The sequence below is a fragment of the Micromonospora sp. NPDC047187 genome (genome assembly GCF_040643355.1).
In the GTDB taxonomy this organism is placed as follows: domain Bacteria; phylum Actinomycetota; class Actinomycetes; order Mycobacteriales; family Micromonosporaceae; genus Micromonospora; species Micromonospora salmantinae.
Genome location: NZ_JBEYUF010000001.1, coordinates 54,568 through 72,261, shown reverse-complemented (window position 1 = coordinate 72,261; position 17,694 = coordinate 54,568). Strand labels below are relative to the sequence as shown.

Sequence of the window (17,694 nt, the reverse complement as noted above, 5' to 3'; positions counted from 1 at the left end):
AATGGACCGTCAGTCGGCGAGCGCTCCGGCGGCCCGGCCCTCGTGCAGGGTCAGGTTGCGGCCGTTTGCCGGGTCGAACAGGTGGATCTTCTCCAGGTTGAACCAGACCCGCCGGGACTGCCCCTCGGCGACGCCGGACTCGGCGGACAGCCGGGTCACCAGGTTGCCGCCGGCGCCGGCGAAGTCGGCGGCGCCGGCGTCGGCGGCCAGCTCCTCCAACTCGGCGGCGCTGGCCTTCTCCCCCTCGACGGTGAAGTAGACGTACTTGTCCGAGCCCATCGACTCGACGATGTCCACCGGCGCCTCGAACTCCATGCCCCGCCGACGGGTGTCGTCGTCGACCAGTTCGGCGTCCTCGAAGTGCTCGGGTCGGATCCCGAGGATCAGCTCGCGGGGCGCGTCGGCCGACTCCAGCTCCCGGCGGACCCGGTCACCGATCGGCACCTTGCCCAGGGCGGTGTGCAGCTCGCCGTCCTGCACCGCGGCGTGCAGGAAGTTCATCGACGGCGAGCCGATGAAGCCGGCCACGAAGAGGTTCTTCGGGTGGTCGTACAGCTCCTGCGGCGGCCCGACCTGCTGCACCGCGCCGCCGCGCATGATCACCACGCGGTCGCCGAGGGTCATCGCCTCGGTCTGGTCGTGGGTGACGTAGACGGTGGTGGTGCCGAGCTGCTTCTGCAGGCGGGACACCACGGTGCGCATCTGCACCCGCAGCTTGGCGTCGAGGTTGGACAGCGGCTCGTCCATCAGGAACGCCTTCGGCTGGCGGACGATCGCCCGGCCCATCGCCACCCGCTGACGCTGGCCACCGGAGAGGTTGGCCGGTTTGCGGTCCAGCAGCGAGGTCAGCTCCAGCACCTTCGCCGCCTCGTCGACCTTGCGGTCGATGGTCTCCTTGTCGAGCTTCGCCAGCCGCAGCGGGAACGCCATGTTCTCCCGCACTGTCATGTTCGGGTACAGCGCGTACGACTGGAACACCATGGCGATGTCCCGGTCCCGGGGTGCCTTGTCGTTGACCCGCTGCCCGGCGATGCGCAGCTCACCGGAGCTGATGTCCTCCAGCCCGGCGATCATGTTGAGGGTGGTGGACTTCCCGCAGCCCGAGGGCCCGACCAGGATCACGAACTCGCCGTCGGCGATCTCCAGGTCGACGTCCTGCACGGCGACGGTCCCGTCCGGGAAGCTCTTGCTCACCTTGTCCAGCACGATGTCAGCCATGACTACCCACCTATCCCTTGACCGCGCCGGAGGTCAGACCGGACACGATGCGACGCTGGAAGAAGAGAACGAACAGGATGATCGGAACGGTGATCACCACGGCGGCGGCGCAGATCGCCCCGGTGGGGTCCTCGAACTGGGACGCGCCGGTGAAGAACGACAACGCGGCCGGCACCGTGCGGGACCGCTCGGTCGAGGTGAGCGAGATGGCGAACAGGAAGTCGTTCCAGCAGAAGATGAAGACCAGGATCGCCGTGGTGAACAGCCCGGGCGCGGCCAGTGGCGCGATCACCCGCCGGAACGCCTGCGCCTGGGTGGCGCCGTCCATCTTCGCTGCCTTCTCCAGGTCCCACGGGATCTGCTTGAAGAACGCCGACAGCGTGTAGATCGCCAGCGGTAGCGCGAAGGTGATGTACGGCAGGATCAGCCCCAGCCAGGTGTCGAAGATCTTGAGCTGACGCTCGATCTCGAACAGCGGCGACACCAGTGACACCTGCGGGAACATCGCGATCAGCAGGGAGACGCCGACCAGCAGCTTCTTACCGGGGAAGTCCAGCCGGCTGATCGCGTACGCGGCCATCGCGCCGAGCACCACAGCGATCAGCGTGGCGATCAGCGCGATGCCGATGGAGTTGACCAGCGCCCGGACGAACTGGTCGGTGTCGAAGATGGTCCGGTAGTTGTCCAGCGTCCACTCCCGGGGGATGAAGTTCCCGTCGGTGAGGGTGGCCGGCGTCTTGAACGACAGCGACGCGATCCACAGCACCGGGACCAGCGCGAAGACGACCACGAGGACGTCGAGCAGGCCCCAGCGCAGCTTTGCCCTGGTAGTGGTTTCGACAGCCATGTCAGCGCCTCTCTCCGTCGTCGCTGCCCGGAGCAGCGGTGCCGAACAGCTTCACGAAGACGAAGGCGATGATCGCCACGGTGATGAAGATCAGCACCGACATCGTCGAACCGATGCCGAGGTTGAGGCCCCGGATCAGGTTGTTGTAGGCGAGCATCGACACCGACGACGTCTCGTTGCCTCCGGCGGTCAACACGAAAATGTTGTCGAAGACCCGGAACGCGTCCAGGGTGCGGAACAGCAACGCGACCAGGATCGCCGGCTTCATCACCGGCAGCATCACCTTGGTGAACTTCTGCCAGGCGGTCGCGCCGTCGGTGGAGGCCGCCTTGAGCAGGTCCTCCGGGACCAGCGCCAGGCCGGCCATCAGCAGCAGCGCCATGAACGGGGTGGTCTTCCAGATCTCCGCCAGCATGATGATCGCCAGGGAGCTGGCCCGTTCGGTGAGCGGCGCGCCGTCGCTGAACAGGTCGGCCAGGTAGCCGGTGCCGGGCGTCCAGGCGTACCGCCAGGAGAACGCGGCGACCACTGTGACGATCCCGTACGGGATCAGCGCCGAGGTCCGGACCAGGCCGCGCCCGACCAGGGTGCGGTGCATGATGATCGCCAGGCCCATGCCGAGCACCAGCTCGACGGCGACGGTGACCACCGTGATCAGCATGGTCACCCCGAACGCGGTCCACCAGAACTCGTTGGTGAGCACAGTGACGTAGTTCTCCAGCCCGATGAACTCACGCTGGTCGGGGAAGCGCAGGTCGAAGCGCTGCAACGACAGCCAGACCGAGTAGATGATCGGGTACGCGGTCACCGCGATCATGACCAGCGCGGCTGGCGCGCAGAGCAGCAGACCGAGCCGGCGTTCGGCCTTCTTGTTCTCGCTCAACGGGGGCTTGCGACGGCCGCCGCGTTGCTTCGGTACGGCGGCGGGCCGGCGGGTCTCCTCAGCGGCGACGTCGGCGCCGGTCGGCGTGGCGTTGACACTCACGGCAGGACCCCCTTGGACTGGAGGGCGTCGGCGATGGCGCCGCGCAGCTCGTCGGCGGTCTGCTGCGGGCTGATCCCGGACGGCGGCGACAGGATCGCCGACATCACTGTGGAGATGCTCTGGTAGGCGGGGGTCAGCGGACGCGTCGCGGGCTCCTTCAGCTCCTCCAGGATGGTGTCCTTCATCGGGTACGCCTCGGTCATCTCCGGGTCGTCGAAGACGGCCTCGATGGTCGGCGGCACACCGTCGTTGATGGCGGAGAACTTCTGATGCTCGGCGCTGCGGATGCACCGGGCCGCCTCGAAGGACTGCTCCGGGTGATTGGAGTAGGAGCTGACCGCCAGGTTGACCCCACCGATGGTGACCTTGCTGGGGGTGCCCTCGTCGATGCCCGGGATCCGAGCCCAGCCGACCTGCTTGGCCAGCTCCGGGTTCGCCTCCTGAAGAGCGGGGTAGACGAACGGCCAGTTCACCTGGAACGCGCCCGCGCCGGACTGGAACTCCAGCCGAACCGGGTCCTCGGTGGCGTTGCTGAACGACGGCGAGGTCACGCCCGACGTGGCGAACGTCTTCAGCTGCTCCAACGCCCGGACCGTGCCCTCGTCCATCACGGCCTTCGTACCGTCGTCGTTGAGGATCTTCCCGCCGGCGCTTTCGGCGAGGGTGTTGTAGAGGACGACCAGACCCTCGTACTGCGCGCCCATGGTGAGCACCTGGTACGGCTTGCCCTGGTCCTTGAGCTGCTGGGCCGCGCTGATCATCTGGTCCCAGGTGGTCGGCGGCTGCGGCACCAGGTCCTTGCGGTACCAGAGCAACTGGACATTGGTGTTCTTCGGCGCCGCGTACAACTTGTCCTCGTACCGGGCGGTGTCCAACGGCCCGGCGAGGGTGCCCTGCTCGACCTCGGCCTTGTCCTGGCCGGTCCACTCGCGGATCCAGTCGGCGCTGGCGAACTCCTGGGTCCACGTGACGTCGAGCCCGAGCAGATCCATCCCGCTGTCCTCGGCGGCCAGCCGGCGCACCATCTGCACCCGCTGGTCGTCGGCCTGCCGGGGCAGCACCCGATAGGCGATCTCGTACCGTCCCTGAGCCTGCGCGTTGCAGTCGTCGACGACCTTCTGCAGGTTCTGCTCCGGCGGGTAGTACAGGTTGATCGTCGGTGGGCCACCGGCGTCGTCCGCGCCACACGCGGCCAGCGGCGCCACGAGTGCCAGCGCGGCAGCCGCCGCGCCCAGCCGAACAACCGGCCGGCGTTGGTGTCGAGCCGTTTCGGGGTCCGTCATCGCCCTCCCCCTCTCCTCGGCGAAAGACCGGGGAGGGCATCCGTGCCCCGGCGCACGGCGAGCCGATTCCGAGTCGGCAAGCTGCGGAAACTCCGGCCCGGATGCTCTGTAGCGGCTACTCTGCCCCACCCGCGAAGTCGCGAAACCTGGCTGTCACACCGAGAGTGCACACAGCGACCGGCCCTCGGTGCCCTGCGCCCCGACCGCGCGTGATCGCGCTGGCAGCGGAGGGTTCGGCAGTAACCGACGGGCGGTGTGAGCATGATCGGCGCGCGGGCGGGTAGCGGCAGCGCACCGACTCCTCGCCAAGTTTGGAAGGCACCCATGCGAACACCGCTGTGTCGAGGTTCGAGACCTACCCGAAGTCGGTCAACCTCGGCCGGGCGGGATCAGGCCGATAGGCACGAGCATTGCCGCTGGCACCCCGACTCGCCGCGCCGCGCCGCACAGGCCCGCTCAGGTGACGTGCAAGACATCGGCGACCCTAGACGCCGATACCCCCCGGGGGTATGTTGGGAGCGAGGAGGCGATCGTGATGTCGCACGACCACCAGCACCACCAGATGAACATCTCCACCCAGGCGATAGACCGGATGAACGGACACGGTGACCACGCCGGTCACTCGAAGGAACCCGGCGGGCGCGATGCCCCCGCAGGAAAGCACGACGCGCACGCCGGGCATGACAAGCACGCCGGGCATGACCCGGAGGCGTTTCGGCGCAAGTTTTGGCTGAGTCTGGCGTTGACGGTGCCGATCGTGGTGACCAGTCACATGGTGATGGACTGGTTCGGCTATCAGTTGGACTTCCCGGGCATCGGGTGGGTGGGTCCGGTGCTGGGCACTGTGGTGTTTGCCTACGGCGGGTGGCCGTTCCTGCAGGGCGCGGTGCGGGAGTTCCGCGACCGGGCGCCGGGAATGATGCTGCTGATCGCGATGGCGATCACCGTCGCTTACGTCGCTTCTCTGGCGACGGCGGTGGGCGCGTTCGACCTGGACTTCTGGTGGGAGCTGGCTGCCCTGGTCACGATCATGCTGCTCGGGCACTGGCAGGAGATGAAGGCCATCGGCCAGGCCCAGGGCGCGCTGTCCGCTTTGGCGGCGCTGCTGCCCGACGACGCCGAACGTCTCGGTGGCGACGGTCAGCCCGAGCAGGTGCGCGTCAGTGACCTGGACGTCGGCGATGTGGTGCTCGTGCGACCAGGCGGGCGGGTGCCGGCCGACGGGCGGATCTCCGACGGCCGGGCGGAGCTTGACGAGTCGATGATCACCGGTGAGTCCCGTCCGGTGCCGCGCGAGGCGGGGGATCGGGTGGTGGCCGGCACGGTGGCCACCGACGCGGCTATCCGGGTCCGGGTCGAGGCCGTCGGTGAGGGCACCGCCCTGGCCGGGATCCAGCGCCTGGTCGCGCAGGCGCAGCAGTCCAGCGGCCGGGCGCAGGTGCTGGCCGACCGGTTCGCCGCCTGGCTGTTCTACATCGCCACCGCCACAGCCGTGGTGACGCTGCTGGCCTGGACGGTGTTCGGCAACCTCGACGAGGCGGTCGTGCGCACGGTGACGGTGCTGGTGATCGCCTGCCCGCACGCGCTCGGCCTGGCCATACCTCTGGTGATCGCTCTGTCCACCGCCGTCGCCGCCAAGGGCGGCATCCTGATCAAGGACCGCCTCGCCCTGGAACGGATGCGCACGGTCGACGCGGTGTTGTTCGACAAGACCGGCACCCTCACCCGCGGCGAACACGCCGTCACCGGCGTCGCCGCCGCCACCGGAAGCAGCGACGCCGACGTCCTGGCGATCGCGGCGGCGGTGGAAGCCGACAGCGAGCATCCCCTCGCCCGGGCCATCGTCACTGCCGCCGCCCAGCAGGGGGCCCGGCGCACCGCGACGGGGTTCCGGTCACTGACCGGGCGCGGGGTACGCGCCGAGGTCGACGGCGTCAGCTACGCCGTCGGCGGGCCCGCGCTGCTGCGCGAACTGCACGCCACGGCGCCGGATGACCTGCGCCGCCAGCACGACGAGTGGTCGGGCCGGGGAGCCGCGGTGCTGCACCTGCTGCGCCTCGACGACGATCAGGCCAGCGTGATCGGCGCCCTCGCCCTCGAAGACCAGGTCCGCCCCGAAGCGCGGCAAGCCATCGCCGAACTACGCCAGCAGGGCATCCGCAAGATCGCCATGATCACCGGTGACGCCCGTCCGGTCGCCGAGGCGGTCGCCGCGGACCTGGGCTTCCGCCCGGGCGAGGATGAGGTGTTCGCCGAGGTGCTGCCGGCGGACAAGGACGACGCCGTGGCCGAACTACAGAAACGCGGACTACGAGTGGCGATGGTCGGCGACGGCGTCAACGACGCCCCCGCGCTGGCCCGCGCCGACGTCGGGATCGCGATCGGCGCCGGCACCGACGTCGCCATCGAGTCCGCCGGGGTGGTCCTCGCCTCCTCCGACCCGCGCGCAGTCGCAGGGGTGATCCGACTGTCGCGCGCCTCCTACCGAAAGATGATCCAGAACCTGGCCTGGGCCGCCGGTTACAACGTGATCGCCCTCCCGTTGGCCGCCGGCGTGCTCGCCTGGGCTGGGGTGACCCTCAGCCCCGCGGTCGGGGCGGTGTTGATGTCCGCCTCCACCATCGTGGTCGCCCTCAACGCCCAACTCCTGCGCCGCGTGCACCTACGCCCCGCCGATGACTGAGGCACGGCGATCGCGGGATCGGCGGGAATGAGCGCCCGGCGGCACGCTAGCGTGGAGCGCATGACCCAGCCAGCAGCACGAACCAGACATCTGGTCCGGTTCGTGCTGCTGGCCTGCACCCTCATCGGGCTGGCCGCCATGCACAGCCTCGGCCACGACCCGTCCTCGATGCAATCCGACGGTGGGCACAGCGGGCACAGCAGCCCCACCACCGCCGTACTGGCCCCGCCCGCCGCCCAAGACGGATGCACCAGCGACACCTGCGACCAGCAAACGGTCACACCGGCCGGCCACGGCAACGGGCACATGCCCGGCTGGCAGGTGTGCCTGGCCGTGGTCACCGCTCTCAGCCTCGCGGTTGTCCTCGGTCTCCTGCTGTTCACGCGCACCAGCCGCGCCCACATTCGCATCCGCTCTGCCTGCCGTGCCACAAGTTGCCGGGCACCGCCCGCGCGCAGGCTCGGACTACACCTGGCCTCGGTGTCGGTGCTGCGCACATAGGGGCACCCGCGTCGCCCGGCGGGTACCTCCGTCGGCTGCGTCGCGCGCCTGTCCCATGCACGCAGTTTTCCTTGACACCGAAAGGCACAACCCGCGATGACTCGCACTCGCCTGCGCCGCGCCGTCATGGCCGCGCTCACCTTCACCGCCGCCGTCATCCTCACCGGATGCGGCGCCGGCGACCACAGCTCCGCCGCGGGCGGGCACAGCTCCACCATGGCCAGCCCGACCGCCACCAGCGGCCAGAACACCAGCCCTGGGGCCGGCCCGGCTGACGTCATGTTCGCCCAGATGATGATCCCGCACCACCAGCAGGCCGTGCAGATGGCCGACCTCGCCGCCACCCGCGCCACCGGCCCCGAGGTCAAGCAACTCGCCGCCCAGATCAAGGCCGCCCAAGGGCCAGAGATCGACACCATGACCCAGTGGCTGGCCGCCTGGGGCACGCCCACACCGACGGCCAACAACACCGGCACGCACCACGGCACGAGCCCCAGCGCCATGCCCGGCATGGACCACAGCATGCCCGGCATGATGACCGACGCCGACATGGCCAAACTCGCCGCCGCCACCGGCACCAAGTTCGACAAGCAGTTCCTCACCATGATGATCGCCCACCACCAGGGCGCTATCACCATGGCCAAGGACGAGACCACAAACGGCGCCAACGCCGACGCCAAGGCCCTCGCCCAGCAGATCATCGATGACCAGCAGGCCGAGATCGCCACCATGAACAAGATCCTCGCCCGGATCTAACGATCGGTTGCCCGGGCGTCTCACGACGCCCGGGCACTCGCCACCTTCTCGCTGGCAGGGCAGGTTGCGCCTGGCCGTGCGCACTTCGACGGCGAGCCGTCGAAGTCGCCCTTCAGAAAACATGCAATCTACGTAAAGACACAGATCAGGGTCATCTCTGAAGCGCTGGCGGTCGGCAGAAGCAACGTCGTTCAGAAAGCCAACGTCGCCGGACCGAGGATGACTCTGTTCCCGCTCGGGCCGACTGGGACGACGCTCGACTGCCCGCCGGCCTGCACAGCCGAGCACACCAGGACATGCACGCTGGTGAACTCGAGGTTTCGCTGCTTCTGCACGTTGCGCCCGAGGTGGTGCGTGATGGCCGCCAGGATGCCGACCACCCGGGTAGCGAGCGCTCCGCGGCATGTCAGTGGACGTGATCTTCGGTTGGCCGATCTGATTCCCGTAGTCGGGACTTTGGTCGGCAGCCCTTCGGAAGCCGACCAAAGACTTCGAGGTCAGGCGGTCAGTTGCCGAAGCATCTCGGCTGAATCGTGCAGGTTCGTCATCTGCACGAATCGACCGTCACTGACTTTGTAAATCGCGTATTCGACGATTTCGAACGAGGCACCGGAAGGAGGAACACCCAGCCACTCCTTCGCCGGAGTGCCGGTGTTGATCGCGCGTACGGCGATTCCGTCGCGGTCGAAGAGCAGTTCCTTTACCTCCCAGTGAATGTCGGGAACGGCATCGACGATTCCCTTCAGGACCGTGACGACGTCGTCCCGGGTGCCAGGCTCGCCGTTCAGCAGGACCTGGTCGTTGATGAACTCGTCCATGCCGTCGAACTCATGGGCGTTGAGCGCTGCGGCGTACCGCATGTACCAGCTACGTAGCTCGTCTTCAGCCATCGGATTGCCCCTTTCGTTGGTGCCGCTCGATGCGAAGCATCTGCGCTCCACAGATTTCGGCACCGATCGGTGCCGAACCTGACACTAGCAGTTCAGCACCGATCGGTGCACAAGCAGTAGAATGCTGTGATGGAGGAGACACGAATGGGCCGGCCGCGAGCGTTCGACGCCGACGCCGCGCTCGAAAAGGCAATGGTGATCTTCTGGGAGCAAGGCTACGAGGGAGCCAGCCTCACTGACCTGACCGAAGCCATGGGCATCTCCCGCAAGAGCATGTACGCGGCCTTCGGCAACAAGGAGCAGCTCTTCCGAAAGGCGTTGCAGCGATACACCGAAGGCCCCGGCGCCTACGTCAGCCAGGCGCTACAAGCACCCACCGCCCGCGAGGTGGCCACGATGTTCCTCGCCGGCTCCATTCGGGCCAACACCCTGCCCGGATGGCCCACCGGATGCCTGGGCGTGCAGGGCGCGCTGGCCGTCGGCAAGACCGGGCGAATCGCGCACGACACCCTGACCGAGTGGCGCGCCCACGGCCAGGCGCACCTACGCGAGCGGTTCCAGCGGGCCGTCGAGGAGAGCGACCTGCCCGCCGACGCCGACCCAGACCTGATCGCCCGCTTCGTCATGACGATCGCGAACGGCATGGCCGTGCAAGCGGCGGGTGGTGCGGAACGCGAGGACCTCCGACGCGTCGCCGACACCGCTCTGCGATGCTGGCCGCCAGCCTGACAAATGCCGCTCACACGATTAGGCGTGGAAGCCGAGTGGCCCTCGGAGCGGTTCGAGGCGGAGCACGCCAAGATCAACACCGCCGTGGAAGCCGAAATGAACGGCGACGACGCCGCTCCCCGCGCCGATGCCGCATGACCTCGGAGCCGCAGCCACCAGGCCGACTGATCCTGGACCGGTCGCCCCTGCTGGGATACGCCGTCCTTCTGCGGGAGTCGGCCTTCTGGCAGCGCAGGACCCGCCGCTTCGACCTGGCGGCGGCCGCCGTGGCGGGCCTGATCCACGACGCCGCGGTGCTCACCGGCGAGGGGCCCTGATACTCCGACGGGGTGCCGCTGATCCACTTTCCGGGATGAACGACGGCGGGCCGAGCGTCAGCTTCGGGCCCTGGCCCAGGAGAGGAAACGCTCGGTCATCCTAGTCGGTGGATGATCCGGGTGGAGTTGGGTGAGCTGGTTCGTCGCCTCGTGCATCAGAGTGCCGAGGTAGATCAGCAGTGCGGTCCGGCTGGTCCGGTACTCCGTCAGCAGGGCGAGCTTGGCCGGTTGGCAGGGCCACTCGGTGCCACAGTTCCGGCACCGCCACAGCGGACGCATGGCGACGTGCGGGACGGGCGGCCGGACCACCATCACCGCCACCGCGCCGAGGGCTGCTGGGTTGTCGGGGTGAGCACATCGACCTCCTCGGGGACGGGCAAGGGGCCGCTCCCGCAAGGGGGAGACGGGAGCGACCCCGGAGGGCAGGGCCCGCCGCCGCCATTCCGGCCACCAGCGGACCCGCCACTGGTGACAGTGTGGTGATGAGGCGACTACCGTCGATACGTGCTCGCGCCGTTTGTGCAGCTCAGCGGTCCAGGTGAGCACCCACGAGGGACGCGCCGGGCCAGACTGAGCGAAGGTTGGGGAATCAATGGGGACCGTCACCGACTACGTGCTGGAGGAACTGCGTCTGTTCCGGGCGGGGTCCGGGCTCAGTCAGGACGACTTCGGCAGGGGCATCGGCTATTCGGGTTCGCACGTCAGCTCGGTGGAGACCGGCGGACGACCGCCCACGAAGGAGTACATGAGGGCGGTCGACAACCACCACCAGACCGGCGGACGCTTCCTCCGCATGCTGGACGGGTTGGCCCGGCTCGACGCCGAGCCGGCCTGGCTGCGCGAGTGGATCGAGTTCGAGCGGGAGGCGACCACGCTGCGCTGGTTCGAGTTGGCGTACGTGCCGGGCCTGCTCCAGACCGAGCGGTACGCCCGCGCGACGCTGGCCGGTGGCCGGTTCGACGCCGAGGATGTGGACCGAATCGTCGCCTCCCGGCTGGAGCGCCAGGCGATCCTGCACCGCCCGCGCCCGCCGCAGCTCATCGCCGTACTGGACGAGGCGGTGCTGCGCCGGCCGGTGCTCGACCAGCCGGGTCTCATGGTCGAGCAGTGCGAGCACCTGGCCCAGTTGGCGACGGCGGAGCATATCCAGGTGCACATCGTGCCGGTGGATGCTGGGATGTATATGGGATTGGCCGGTCAGTTCATCATCGCCGAGATGCCGGACGGTGAGCGGGTGGCTCACGCCGACAACCAGCTCACCGCGCAGTTCGTCGATGCACCGACCGACGTCGCTAAGCTGGCGAAGACGTGGGAGATCGTGCGGAACGAGGCGCTCCCCCGCCGGCAGTCAATCGAGCTGATCAAGGAAGTGGCGAAGTCATGGGCATGCTGACCCCACAGTGGCGGAAGTCGACCCGGTCCGGCGGCAACGGCGGGTCCTGCGTCGAGGTCGCCGACAACCTGCCGAGCGTGGTGCTGGTGCGCGACACCAAGGACCGCGACGGCGGCACCCTGCACGTCGACCCGACCGCCTGGAAGACGTTCGTCGCGTACGCCAAGCAGCACTGAACACGAAACTCGGAGAAGACCCCTCTACCTAGGGCACTCTGAGATCTTGGACAGTTTCCGTTATGACAGAACGGAAACTGTCCAAGATCTACCCTGAAAAGTCCCGCGACCGCCGGCAGTCAGTTCGATGACGAACTACCGCCCCGGCCATCGGACAGCAGCGGCCTGAGCCTCAGCTTGCTATCGCTGCTTCCTGCGTTTCCGGCTGGGTGCCCGGACGGGCGAGCCGGGTCGTGGCACCCGCGAGCACGGCACCGGCGATGGTCAGGGCGAGAATCTGCCAGGCCGGTCCGAACGGGTAGTAGGGGCCGGGTGTGAATGCGCTGTGCACGGTGAAGACCGGACCGACGTCGCCGTGATCTCGGAATGTCCGCAACACGTTGCCGTACAGGGCTACTGCCGGCAGAGCGAGCGCGATCAGAGCGACGGCCCAGAGCCCGGCGGAGGCGCGTCGCCGTTCGGCCGACGCCTCCACGATCCGGTAGGCGAGTGCCGCTGCGAACAGCCACCCGACGACAAGTCCGATCAGGATGCCCATCACGATCAGAGGTAGGAACATGGGCCTGCTCTGCGCCCAACCGTCGAGGTGGACAGAACCGTGGTCGGCGGTGAGGTAGCCCCGCACCTGGAGTGTCAGCCCGTTCGACGTGGCGGTGAACGTTGAGTTGCGCATCGGCAGGTCGACGAAGGATTTGGTGTCGGGATTGAACGCGACCGCTTTGCCGCCGAGCGGCGTGATGTCGGAAACGGACCAGCCGTCAGCGGCGAACCGCTGCCGGGCCTTCTCAGCGTCCCAGGCGCCATCGACTTCGGTAGTCGTCGAGATCGACTCCTCCACCCACGGTGACGCGACACGCAGCTGGCTGGAATCGCTGGCGGCACCGCTGGCCCGCTGGGCCAGGCTGGCGATCGTGGCGTCGTCGGGTAGGTCCGCGAACGTCTGGGAACCTGCCCACGACCCTGCGGCCCCACCGAAAGCGCCCATCGTCAGGGCGAGGAGGACCGCCGCGACAACCGCAAACGGCCGGCGTGCGGGGAGCCGGAGCCGGTGGCGCACGCCGCTGGCGAGCAGGTGCAGGGCTTCCCCGGGCCGAGGGCGGCGCTGCCCGGGGGCCGCCATCTCGAGGAGCGTCGTGATCATCTCGTTGCCGTACCGCTGCCGGTGCCGGCCCGGGTATGCCAGCAGCAGCGTGCGGTAGTGGCGTTCGAGACTGTGGTCGTCGGTCGACCAGGCGGCGGCGGTCATGCGATCACCGTCCCGAAGCCCGGGGCACCACCGAGGCGCTTGCTCAACTGGGTATCGGCCGCCGTGGCGTGCCGACGCAACCGCTCGGCCTGGGTTTGCAGGGCGGCCGCTCCCGCCTCGTTGAGCCGGTAGTAGCGACGCAGCCTCCCGTCGACGACCTCCTCCCGGTCAACCTCGATCAGGTCCTGCTCGACCAGGCGGTCGAGCGCGCCGTAGAGCGTGCCAGGCCGCAGCTTGACGTCACCCGCCGACAACTCCTCCACCGCTTGCACGACTCCATAGCCATGCAACGGCTGCGCGGCCAGAGCGGTGAGGATGAGGAAGGTAGATTCATGCATGAGCGCATAGTACGTGCGGCGTTATATAACGGCAAGGATTCTATTTGGGATCGCTCCGGCCCAGAACCTCTGCCCGGACACGTTCGCCCGGACCAGGCATGCTGGGACGATGATCGCGCGCTTCAAGGACCTCTGTCTCGACGCCACCGACCCGCTCACGCTCGGCGCCTTCTGGGCCCGGATGCTCGACGGTGACGTGGCCGATGCCGGTGACGACGACACCCGGGTGGACCCCCGCTCGGCGCGCTCGAACGCCGAGTCCATCTGGGTGAACAAGGTGCCCGAGCCTCGGGTCGGCAAGACCCGCGTACACCTGGATCTGCGGTTGGCCGGGGCGGACCCGGCGGCGTTGGTCGCGGATGGCGCCCGGCTGGTCCGCGAACCGGGCGGCGAGGCGACCTGGTGGGTGCTCGACGACCCGGAGGGCAACGAGTTCTGCGCGTTCCCGGCCCGCGACGGCACCCGACCGGGCCCCTTCGAGCTGGTCGTCGATTCGACCGACCCGGCGGCGCAGGCGACCTGGTGGGCCGGGGTGGTCGGCGGCACCGTCGAGCACGAGCCGAGCACCTCGTCGGTGGTCGGCGCGTCCGGTTTCCCCTGGGACTACTGGGTGTTCGTCGGGGTGCCCGAGCCCAAGACGGTCAAGAACCGGCTGCACTGGGACGTCGACCTGGTCGACCCGGAGCCGATGGCGCTGATCGCGGCGGGCGCGACGCTGCTGAGTGAGCCGCTCGACGAGGCGCACTGGTGGTGGGTGCTGGCCGACCCGGAGGGCAACGAGTTCTGCGCCTTCACCCCACGCCCCACCGGGTGAACGACCGACTACCGAGCGCGGGCGTCGTCGGCTAGCGTTTTCCTAGCGCCGTAGCCAGCGCGTTCGCCGCCGCCGTCGACACGCCTCCGGCCGACCCATGCCTGCCCGATCGGTTGGTAATCGCGGGAACGTCCCACCGCCGCTCCCCCGGTTCGGCAGGATCGTCCCAACGAGGAGGTGCCGTCGTGCAGGACACCCGCGCTCTCGCCCTGACGTTCGAGGTGAGCGGCCTGCCACCGGTCAAGACCGAAGCGTTGTCCATCTTCGCCGCCGGGCACCGGCAGGCGACGAGGGTCCGCACCCTGCTCCAGGCCGCCCTCGCCGCGGCCCAGCGCACCGGCTGGACGCCGTTGCCCGGGCCGATCGAGGTGGACCTGGTGTTGCGCTGCCCGCCAGGGCACCGTACGTCCGACGCCAGCACCCTTCTCGGCGGCGTCTGTGCGGTGTTGCAGGACAAGAAGCGGGTGTCGAACATCGGCCTCGCCCACCTCGGCGTGCTGGTGGACGTCGCCCTCTACGACGACGACCGGCAGATCCGCCGGCTGTCGTACCACGAGGAGCCGGCGGAGGAGTTCTCGTACCAGGTGCGGGTCGCCGCCGTACCGACCGGGGTTTGACCGACGTCCGCGGTGGGGTATCGCGGACGCCGACGAAGGGAGCACCGATGTCGGAGCCACATGTCACGCTCGACCCCCGCGGGCTCGATCCCGTGCAGCAGAAGCTGCGCGGCCCGCTGGAGGAGCAGCTGACCTCGGCGCTTCAGGCGGCCACCGAGCGGGTCCGCTCCGGCTACGCCGGTGAACCGGTAGAGCAGGTCTGCCAGCGGCTGTTGGAGGAGACCCGCTCCGGGTTGCATCCCGACATCGCTGCCGGGTTCAACCCGGACATGGACGAGTTCTGCCGGGTGGCGGTGGCGATCGTCCGCCGCGAGGCCGGCTGAGCCGCAGCGGCTCTCAGTATCGGCTGAGCTGAGGAGAGATCTGCGCTTCATGCCGCCGTCCTGACAGTCGAACCGGCGCGCGGTCTGCCCCGCTCGCAACGGTCGAACGATTCGCGGGCGGGTCAGGACCGGGTCCGCAACTACCCGGCCCTGACCCTCGGCCGTCCGACAGGGAAGCGGACAGCTCCGGCACCCCGCCGCGCGGGCGTGGCACGACGCCGCGCGCCAGAACGGGGTGAGCCAGCCACTTCGCACTCAGCTCCACGGTGCTCACCCGCCGAACGCCGACGCGCCCCGACACACCCCGAAGGGCCGTGAGCGCCGGACCAGGTTAGGCGCGCTCCGACCGGCCGGACAAGCCGCGTCGGACGACCGGCGGCAGGACTTCTTCCACGCTGAAAATCGGGCAGGTCGGCGTAACGCGACCATGATCCCCGACGCTGTTCGGCGTCGGTACGGTCAGAAGTGGCGCAGCAGGTCCCGGAACGCGGCGAGCCGCAGCACCCCACCGTCTGTCGGGTCCAGCTCGTCGTCCTCCAGCACCCAGGTGTTCGCGTTCGGAATGAACACCGCGTTCAACCCGGCGGCCCGCGCCGGCAGGATGTCGGACTTCGGGGAGTTGCCGATCATCCACGCGCCGTCCGGCGCGAAGCCGTGCTCCCGAGTGAGCCACCGGTACGTGTCGACGTTCTTCTCGGCGACGATGTGCGCGGCGCCGAAGTGGTGCAGCAGACCGCAGGCGTCCAGCTTGCGCTGCTGCTCCTCCCGATCGCCCTTGGTGAGCAGCAGCAACTCGTGCCGGCCGCCCAACTCGTCGAGCGCGTCGGCCACCCCGGGCATCAGCTCCACCTGGTGCTCGACGAGGGCCACCGCCAGCCGGTCGATCTCCTGACGTTCGGAGTCGGTGGCCGGCCGCTCGCGCAGCCGCTCCAGGCACTCCGCCAGGCTGCGCAGAAAGACCTTGCTGCCGTACCCGTGCGCCACCGCGTTGGCCCGCTCGATGTCGTCGAGGACGGCCCGCAGCGCGGCCCGGTCCAGGGTGGGATGGTCCAGCCAGCCCAGGAAGTCGTCGATCACCCGCTCGAAGACGACGTTGTTCTCCCACAACGTGTCGTCCGCATCGAAGATCAACACCTGTGCCTGTCGTCGCGCCGCCACGCCGACCGTCATGCCATCCCCTCCCCGTGCCACCGCCCCCAAGGCCGAGAGACAGGATAGGCGGGAGATCGATTTGAGATCTTCCGGATTTTCGTGAACCGTTCCGGCACGGCCGTCGTCATGCGGAGGCGACATCAGGTTCGGGACGGCTCTTGAGGAGTGCGGCATGTTCACCACGAAGTGGGTCACCGGGGCGGCGATGCTGGCCTGCGCCAGCGCGCTGGTGGCGTGCCAGGGCGGTGCGGCCAAGGCGCCGGGCGCCGCGGCGGGCACGCCGACGCCGTCGGGCGCCGTGACAGGCGCGCCGACACCGACGGCAGCGGGGCCGACCACGTCGTCGGCAGCGGCGACCGACCCACTGCTGTCCGGCAAGCGCGAGGTCACGATCACCCGCGTGCAGGGTTCGGGGCAGCCGTTGGAGATCAGCGGGCGACTCGAGGAGGGCGGCGACACCGGCGGTCGCATCCTGTTCGTGCCGACACCGATCGGCGGCGACCGGTACGTGATCAGGGCATTCGGCACCAGGGACGACCACCCCGTCAATGACGACCCGTCCTGCTGGCAGGTGAACGGCCTGGACATCGAGCCCGAACTGACCATCGGGGCCGTCGTCTGCGACCAGGACGACCCGATCCAGCGGTTCACCATCGTCGCCAAGGGCGACGGCACGTACGCGATCGGCAGCGAGACCCGATTCCTGCAGCACCTCCCCGGCAACGGTCTCGTCCTCAAGGAGTTGGGCAACGCCAAGCTGAACACCACGTTCCGGTTCACCGACAAGGGCCCGGCCGACCGCCAGCCCATCAACTGACCACGATCGGGGGCGTCGGCGGCGGCCCGGTCAGGGCCACCGCAGCAACCGTTGCGCGATCAACGCCTCGCGGTCCTCCTGCCCCTCGGGTCGCAGCCGGCCACCGCGGGTGAGCATCACCACGCCGTGCAGCAGGCTCCAACCCACCTCGGCCAGGGTGTCCGGGTCCCGCCCCTCGGCCAGCGGGGTCAGGGCCGCCCGCAACTCGGCGAAGACCGACCGCGGCGCGGCCGGCACACCATCCACGCCGAGGGCCAGGTCGGGGGTCAGCGCGAGCATGGCGTCATAGACCTCAGGATTCGTGTACGCGAAGTCGAGGTACGCGGTCGCGACCGCCGGCCAAGCCCCGTCGGGGCTGCCGGCGGTCTCCGCGTGCGCCTCGGCGAGGTCGGCGGCCAGATCGGCGAAGGCGCACACCGCGACGGCGGCGATCAGCGCCTCCAGATCGGCGAAGTGCCGATAGATGTCGCCCATGTCGATCTCGGTGCGTTCGGCGAGCCGTCGGGTGGTCACGCCCGCCCAGCCCTCCGTCTCGGCCAGCTCTCGCGCGACGGTGACGATGAGGTCACGCCGGTCCTGTTCAGTGGCCTTCTCGGCAGGTCCGGGCAC

Annotated in this window: 21 protein-coding genes and 1 pseudogene; 12 read left to right on the top strand and 10 right to left on the bottom strand. The window is 69.0% G+C overall.

Going from position 1 to position 17,694, the window contains the following annotated elements; all coding sequences use genetic code 11:
• Positions 1–9: 9 nt before the first annotated feature.
• The 4 genes from ugpC to ABZ794_RS00310 are packed head-to-tail and all read right to left on the bottom strand — an operon-like array spanning position 10 to position 4,333.
• Entirely contained in the window at positions 10–1,218 is a 1,209-nt protein-coding gene (ugpC, locus tag ABZ794_RS00325; protein WP_210781905.1) for a sn-glycerol-3-phosphate ABC transporter ATP-binding protein UgpC, read from the bottom strand.
• A gap of 10 nt (positions 1,219–1,228) precedes the next feature.
• Positions 1,229–2,065: a carbohydrate ABC transporter permease gene (locus ABZ794_RS00320; protein WP_124858597.1), complete on the bottom strand. Its 837-nt coding sequence runs from the start codon at positions 2,063–2,065 to the stop codon at positions 1,229–1,231.
• 1 nt (position 2,066) lies between these two features.
• Positions 2,067–3,050 carry a sugar ABC transporter permease gene (locus tag ABZ794_RS00315; protein WP_308194345.1) on the bottom strand — a complete coding sequence of 328 codons (984 nt, stop codon included), beginning with the start codon at positions 3,048–3,050 and terminating at the stop codon, positions 2,067–2,069.
• Positions 3,047–4,333, bottom strand: a complete 1,287-nt coding sequence (locus ABZ794_RS00310) for an ABC transporter substrate-binding protein (protein ID WP_238688254.1) — start codon at positions 4,331–4,333, stop codon at positions 3,047–3,049. The genes ABZ794_RS00315 and ABZ794_RS00310 overlap by 4 nt, the downstream gene beginning before the upstream one ends.
• A 592-nt stretch (positions 4,334–4,925) precedes the next feature.
• Between ABZ794_RS00310 and ABZ794_RS00305 the strand changes: the two genes are divergently transcribed.
• The 4 genes and pseudogenes from ABZ794_RS00305 to ABZ794_RS00290 form a co-directional block, all read left to right on the top strand.
• Positions 4,926–7,016: a heavy metal translocating P-type ATPase gene (locus ABZ794_RS00305; RefSeq protein WP_210782011.1), complete on the top strand. Its 2,091-nt coding sequence runs from the start codon at positions 4,926–4,928 to the stop codon at positions 7,014–7,016.
• 60 nt (positions 7,017–7,076) lie between these two features.
• The gene (locus ABZ794_RS00300) at positions 7,077–7,517 is read left to right on the top strand and encodes a DUF6153 family protein (protein WP_238688253.1); all 441 of its coding nucleotides are present in this window, start codon (positions 7,077–7,079) and stop codon (positions 7,515–7,517) included.
• A gap of 96 nt (positions 7,518–7,613) precedes the next feature.
• Positions 7,614–8,273, top strand: coding sequence for a DUF305 domain-containing protein (locus ABZ794_RS00295; RefSeq protein WP_238688252.1), 660 nt, complete (start codon positions 7,614–7,616; stop codon positions 8,271–8,273).
• 180 nt (positions 8,274–8,453) lie between these two features.
• Positions 8,454–8,681, top strand: a pseudogene (locus ABZ794_RS00290) (creatininase family protein); the annotation flags it as partial.
• Positions 8,682–8,770: 89 nt separating this feature from the next.
• Here the strand turns inward: ABZ794_RS00290 and ABZ794_RS00285 are convergent.
• The gene (locus tag ABZ794_RS00285) at positions 8,771–9,163 is read right to left on the bottom strand and encodes an ester cyclase (RefSeq protein WP_210781913.1); all 393 of its coding nucleotides are present in this window, start codon (positions 9,161–9,163) and stop codon (positions 8,771–8,773) included.
• A gap of 129 nt (positions 9,164–9,292) precedes the next feature.
• Between ABZ794_RS00285 and ABZ794_RS00280 the strand changes: the two genes are divergently transcribed.
• Positions 9,293–9,892 carry a TetR/AcrR family transcriptional regulator gene (locus ABZ794_RS00280; RefSeq protein ID WP_238688251.1) on the top strand — a complete coding sequence of 200 codons (600 nt, stop codon included), beginning with the start codon at positions 9,293–9,295 and terminating at the stop codon, positions 9,890–9,892.
• A 134-nt stretch (positions 9,893–10,026) separates the two neighbouring features.
• Positions 10,027–10,209 carry a hypothetical protein gene (locus ABZ794_RS00275; RefSeq protein WP_210781916.1) on the top strand — a complete coding sequence of 61 codons (183 nt, stop codon included), beginning with the start codon at positions 10,027–10,029 and terminating at the stop codon, positions 10,207–10,209.
• 57 nt (positions 10,210–10,266) lie between these two features.
• Here ABZ794_RS00275 and ABZ794_RS00270 read toward each other — a convergent pair whose 3' ends face one another.
• Complete coding sequence (locus tag ABZ794_RS00270; RefSeq protein WP_112602373.1) at positions 10,267–10,521, bottom strand: flavin reductase; 255 nt, start codon at positions 10,519–10,521, stop codon at positions 10,267–10,269.
• Positions 10,522–10,801: 280 nt separating this feature from the next.
• On the opposite strand from ABZ794_RS00270, the gene ABZ794_RS00265 reads away from it, so the two are divergent.
• Together ABZ794_RS00265 and ABZ794_RS00260 are read left to right on the top strand one after the other, a co-directional pair.
• Positions 10,802–11,602: a helix-turn-helix transcriptional regulator gene (locus tag ABZ794_RS00265; RefSeq protein ID WP_210781920.1), complete on the top strand. Its 801-nt coding sequence runs from the start codon at positions 10,802–10,804 to the stop codon at positions 11,600–11,602.
• Positions 11,596–11,778: a DUF397 domain-containing protein gene (locus ABZ794_RS00260; protein ID WP_210782013.1), complete on the top strand. Its 183-nt coding sequence runs from the start codon at positions 11,596–11,598 to the stop codon at positions 11,776–11,778. Before ABZ794_RS00265 ends, ABZ794_RS00260 begins: the two co-directional genes overlap by 7 nt.
• A gap of 172 nt (positions 11,779–11,950) precedes the next feature.
• Here the strand turns inward: ABZ794_RS00260 and ABZ794_RS00255 are convergent, their stop codons facing one another.
• Positions 11,951–13,024 (bottom strand): hypothetical protein, encoded by a 1,074-nt coding sequence (locus ABZ794_RS00255; protein ID WP_238688250.1) that lies wholly within the window; start codon positions 13,022–13,024, stop codon positions 11,951–11,953.
• A complete protein-coding gene (locus ABZ794_RS00250) occupies positions 13,021–13,362 on the bottom strand; it encodes a PadR family transcriptional regulator (RefSeq protein ID WP_210781926.1) in 342 nt (113 codons plus the stop codon). Before ABZ794_RS00250 ends, ABZ794_RS00255 begins: the two co-directional genes overlap by 4 nt.
• Before the next feature lie 109 nt (positions 13,363–13,471).
• On the opposite strand from ABZ794_RS00250, the gene ABZ794_RS00245 reads away from it, so the two are divergent.
• From ABZ794_RS00245 to ABZ794_RS00235, 3 genes are all read left to right on the top strand, one after another.
• Positions 13,472–14,176, top strand: coding sequence for a VOC family protein (locus ABZ794_RS00245; RefSeq protein WP_238688249.1), 705 nt, complete (start codon positions 13,472–13,474; stop codon positions 14,174–14,176).
• A 185-nt stretch (positions 14,177–14,361) separates the two neighbouring features.
• Positions 14,362–14,793, top strand: a complete 432-nt coding sequence (locus tag ABZ794_RS00240) for a hypothetical protein (protein ID WP_210781928.1) — start codon at positions 14,362–14,364, stop codon at positions 14,791–14,793.
• 47 nt (positions 14,794–14,840) lie between these two features.
• Positions 14,841–15,116, top strand: coding sequence for a hypothetical protein (locus ABZ794_RS00235; RefSeq protein WP_210781930.1), 276 nt, complete (start codon positions 14,841–14,843; stop codon positions 15,114–15,116).
• Between the two features lie 459 nt (positions 15,117–15,575).
• Here the strand turns inward: ABZ794_RS00235 and ABZ794_RS00230 are convergent, their stop codons facing one another.
• The gene (locus tag ABZ794_RS00230) at positions 15,576–16,286 is read right to left on the bottom strand and encodes an HAD family hydrolase (RefSeq protein WP_210781932.1); all 711 of its coding nucleotides are present in this window, start codon (positions 16,284–16,286) and stop codon (positions 15,576–15,578) included.
• Positions 16,287–16,440: 154 nt separating this feature from the next.
• Here ABZ794_RS00230 and ABZ794_RS00225 point away from each other — a divergent pair, with 154 nt between their 5' ends.
• Positions 16,441–17,085 (top strand): hypothetical protein, encoded by a 645-nt coding sequence (locus ABZ794_RS00225; RefSeq protein WP_238688248.1) that lies wholly within the window; start codon positions 16,441–16,443, stop codon positions 17,083–17,085.
• A 30-nt stretch (positions 17,086–17,115) separates the two neighbouring features.
• Here ABZ794_RS00225 and ABZ794_RS00220 read toward each other — a convergent pair whose 3' ends face one another.
• Positions 17,116–17,694 carry a TetR/AcrR family transcriptional regulator gene (locus ABZ794_RS00220; RefSeq protein WP_238688247.1) on the bottom strand — a complete coding sequence of 193 codons (579 nt, stop codon included), beginning with the start codon at positions 17,692–17,694 and terminating at the stop codon, positions 17,116–17,118.

Coding starts and splice junctions, on each gene's coding strand:
- ABZ794_RS00285 (WP_210781913.1), bottom strand. CDS start 9,163: ATGGCTGAAGACGAGCTACGTAGCTGGTACATGCGGTACGCCGCAGCG.
- ABZ794_RS00275 (WP_210781916.1), top strand. CDS start 10,027: ATGACCTCGGAGCCGCAGCCACCAGGCCGACTGATCCTGGACCGGTCG.
- ABZ794_RS00245 (WP_238688249.1), top strand. CDS start 13,472: ATGATCGCGCGCTTCAAGGACCTCTGTCTCGACGCCACCGACCCGCTC.
- ABZ794_RS00265 (WP_210781920.1), top strand. CDS start 10,802: ATGGGGACCGTCACCGACTACGTGCTGGAGGAACTGCGTCTGTTCCGG.
- ABZ794_RS00295 (WP_238688252.1), top strand. CDS start 7,614: ATGACTCGCACTCGCCTGCGCCGCGCCGTCATGGCCGCGCTCACCTTC.
- ABZ794_RS00270 (WP_112602373.1), bottom strand. CDS start 10,521: ATGGTGGTCCGGCCGCCCGTCCCGCACGTCGCCATGCGTCCGCTGTGG.
- ABZ794_RS00255 (WP_238688250.1), bottom strand. CDS start 13,024: ATGACCGCCGCCGCCTGGTCGACCGACGACCACAGTCTCGAACGCCAC.
- ABZ794_RS00250 (WP_210781926.1), bottom strand. CDS start 13,362: ATGCATGAATCTACCTTCCTCATCCTCACCGCTCTGGCCGCGCAGCCG.
- ABZ794_RS00225 (WP_238688248.1), top strand. CDS start 16,441: ATGTTCACCACGAAGTGGGTCACCGGGGCGGCGATGCTGGCCTGCGCC.
- ABZ794_RS00230 (WP_210781932.1), bottom strand. CDS start 16,286: ATGACGGTCGGCGTGGCGGCGCGACGACAGGCACAGGTGTTGATCTTC.
- ABZ794_RS00300 (WP_238688253.1), top strand. CDS start 7,077: ATGACCCAGCCAGCAGCACGAACCAGACATCTGGTCCGGTTCGTGCTG.
- ABZ794_RS00320 (WP_124858597.1), bottom strand. CDS start 2,065: ATGGCTGTCGAAACCACTACCAGGGCAAAGCTGCGCTGGGGCCTGCTC.
- ABZ794_RS00280 (WP_238688251.1), top strand. CDS start 9,293: ATGGAGGAGACACGAATGGGCCGGCCGCGAGCGTTCGACGCCGACGCC.
- ABZ794_RS00305 (WP_210782011.1), top strand. CDS start 4,926: ATGAACGGACACGGTGACCACGCCGGTCACTCGAAGGAACCCGGCGGG.
- ABZ794_RS00235 (WP_210781930.1), top strand. CDS start 14,841: ATGTCGGAGCCACATGTCACGCTCGACCCCCGCGGGCTCGATCCCGTG.
- ABZ794_RS00310 (WP_238688254.1), bottom strand. CDS start 4,333: ATGACGGACCCCGAAACGGCTCGACACCAACGCCGGCCGGTTGTTCGG.
- ugpC (WP_210781905.1), bottom strand. CDS start 1,218: ATGGCTGACATCGTGCTGGACAAGGTGAGCAAGAGCTTCCCGGACGGG.
- ABZ794_RS00260 (WP_210782013.1), top strand. CDS start 11,596: ATGCTGACCCCACAGTGGCGGAAGTCGACCCGGTCCGGCGGCAACGGC.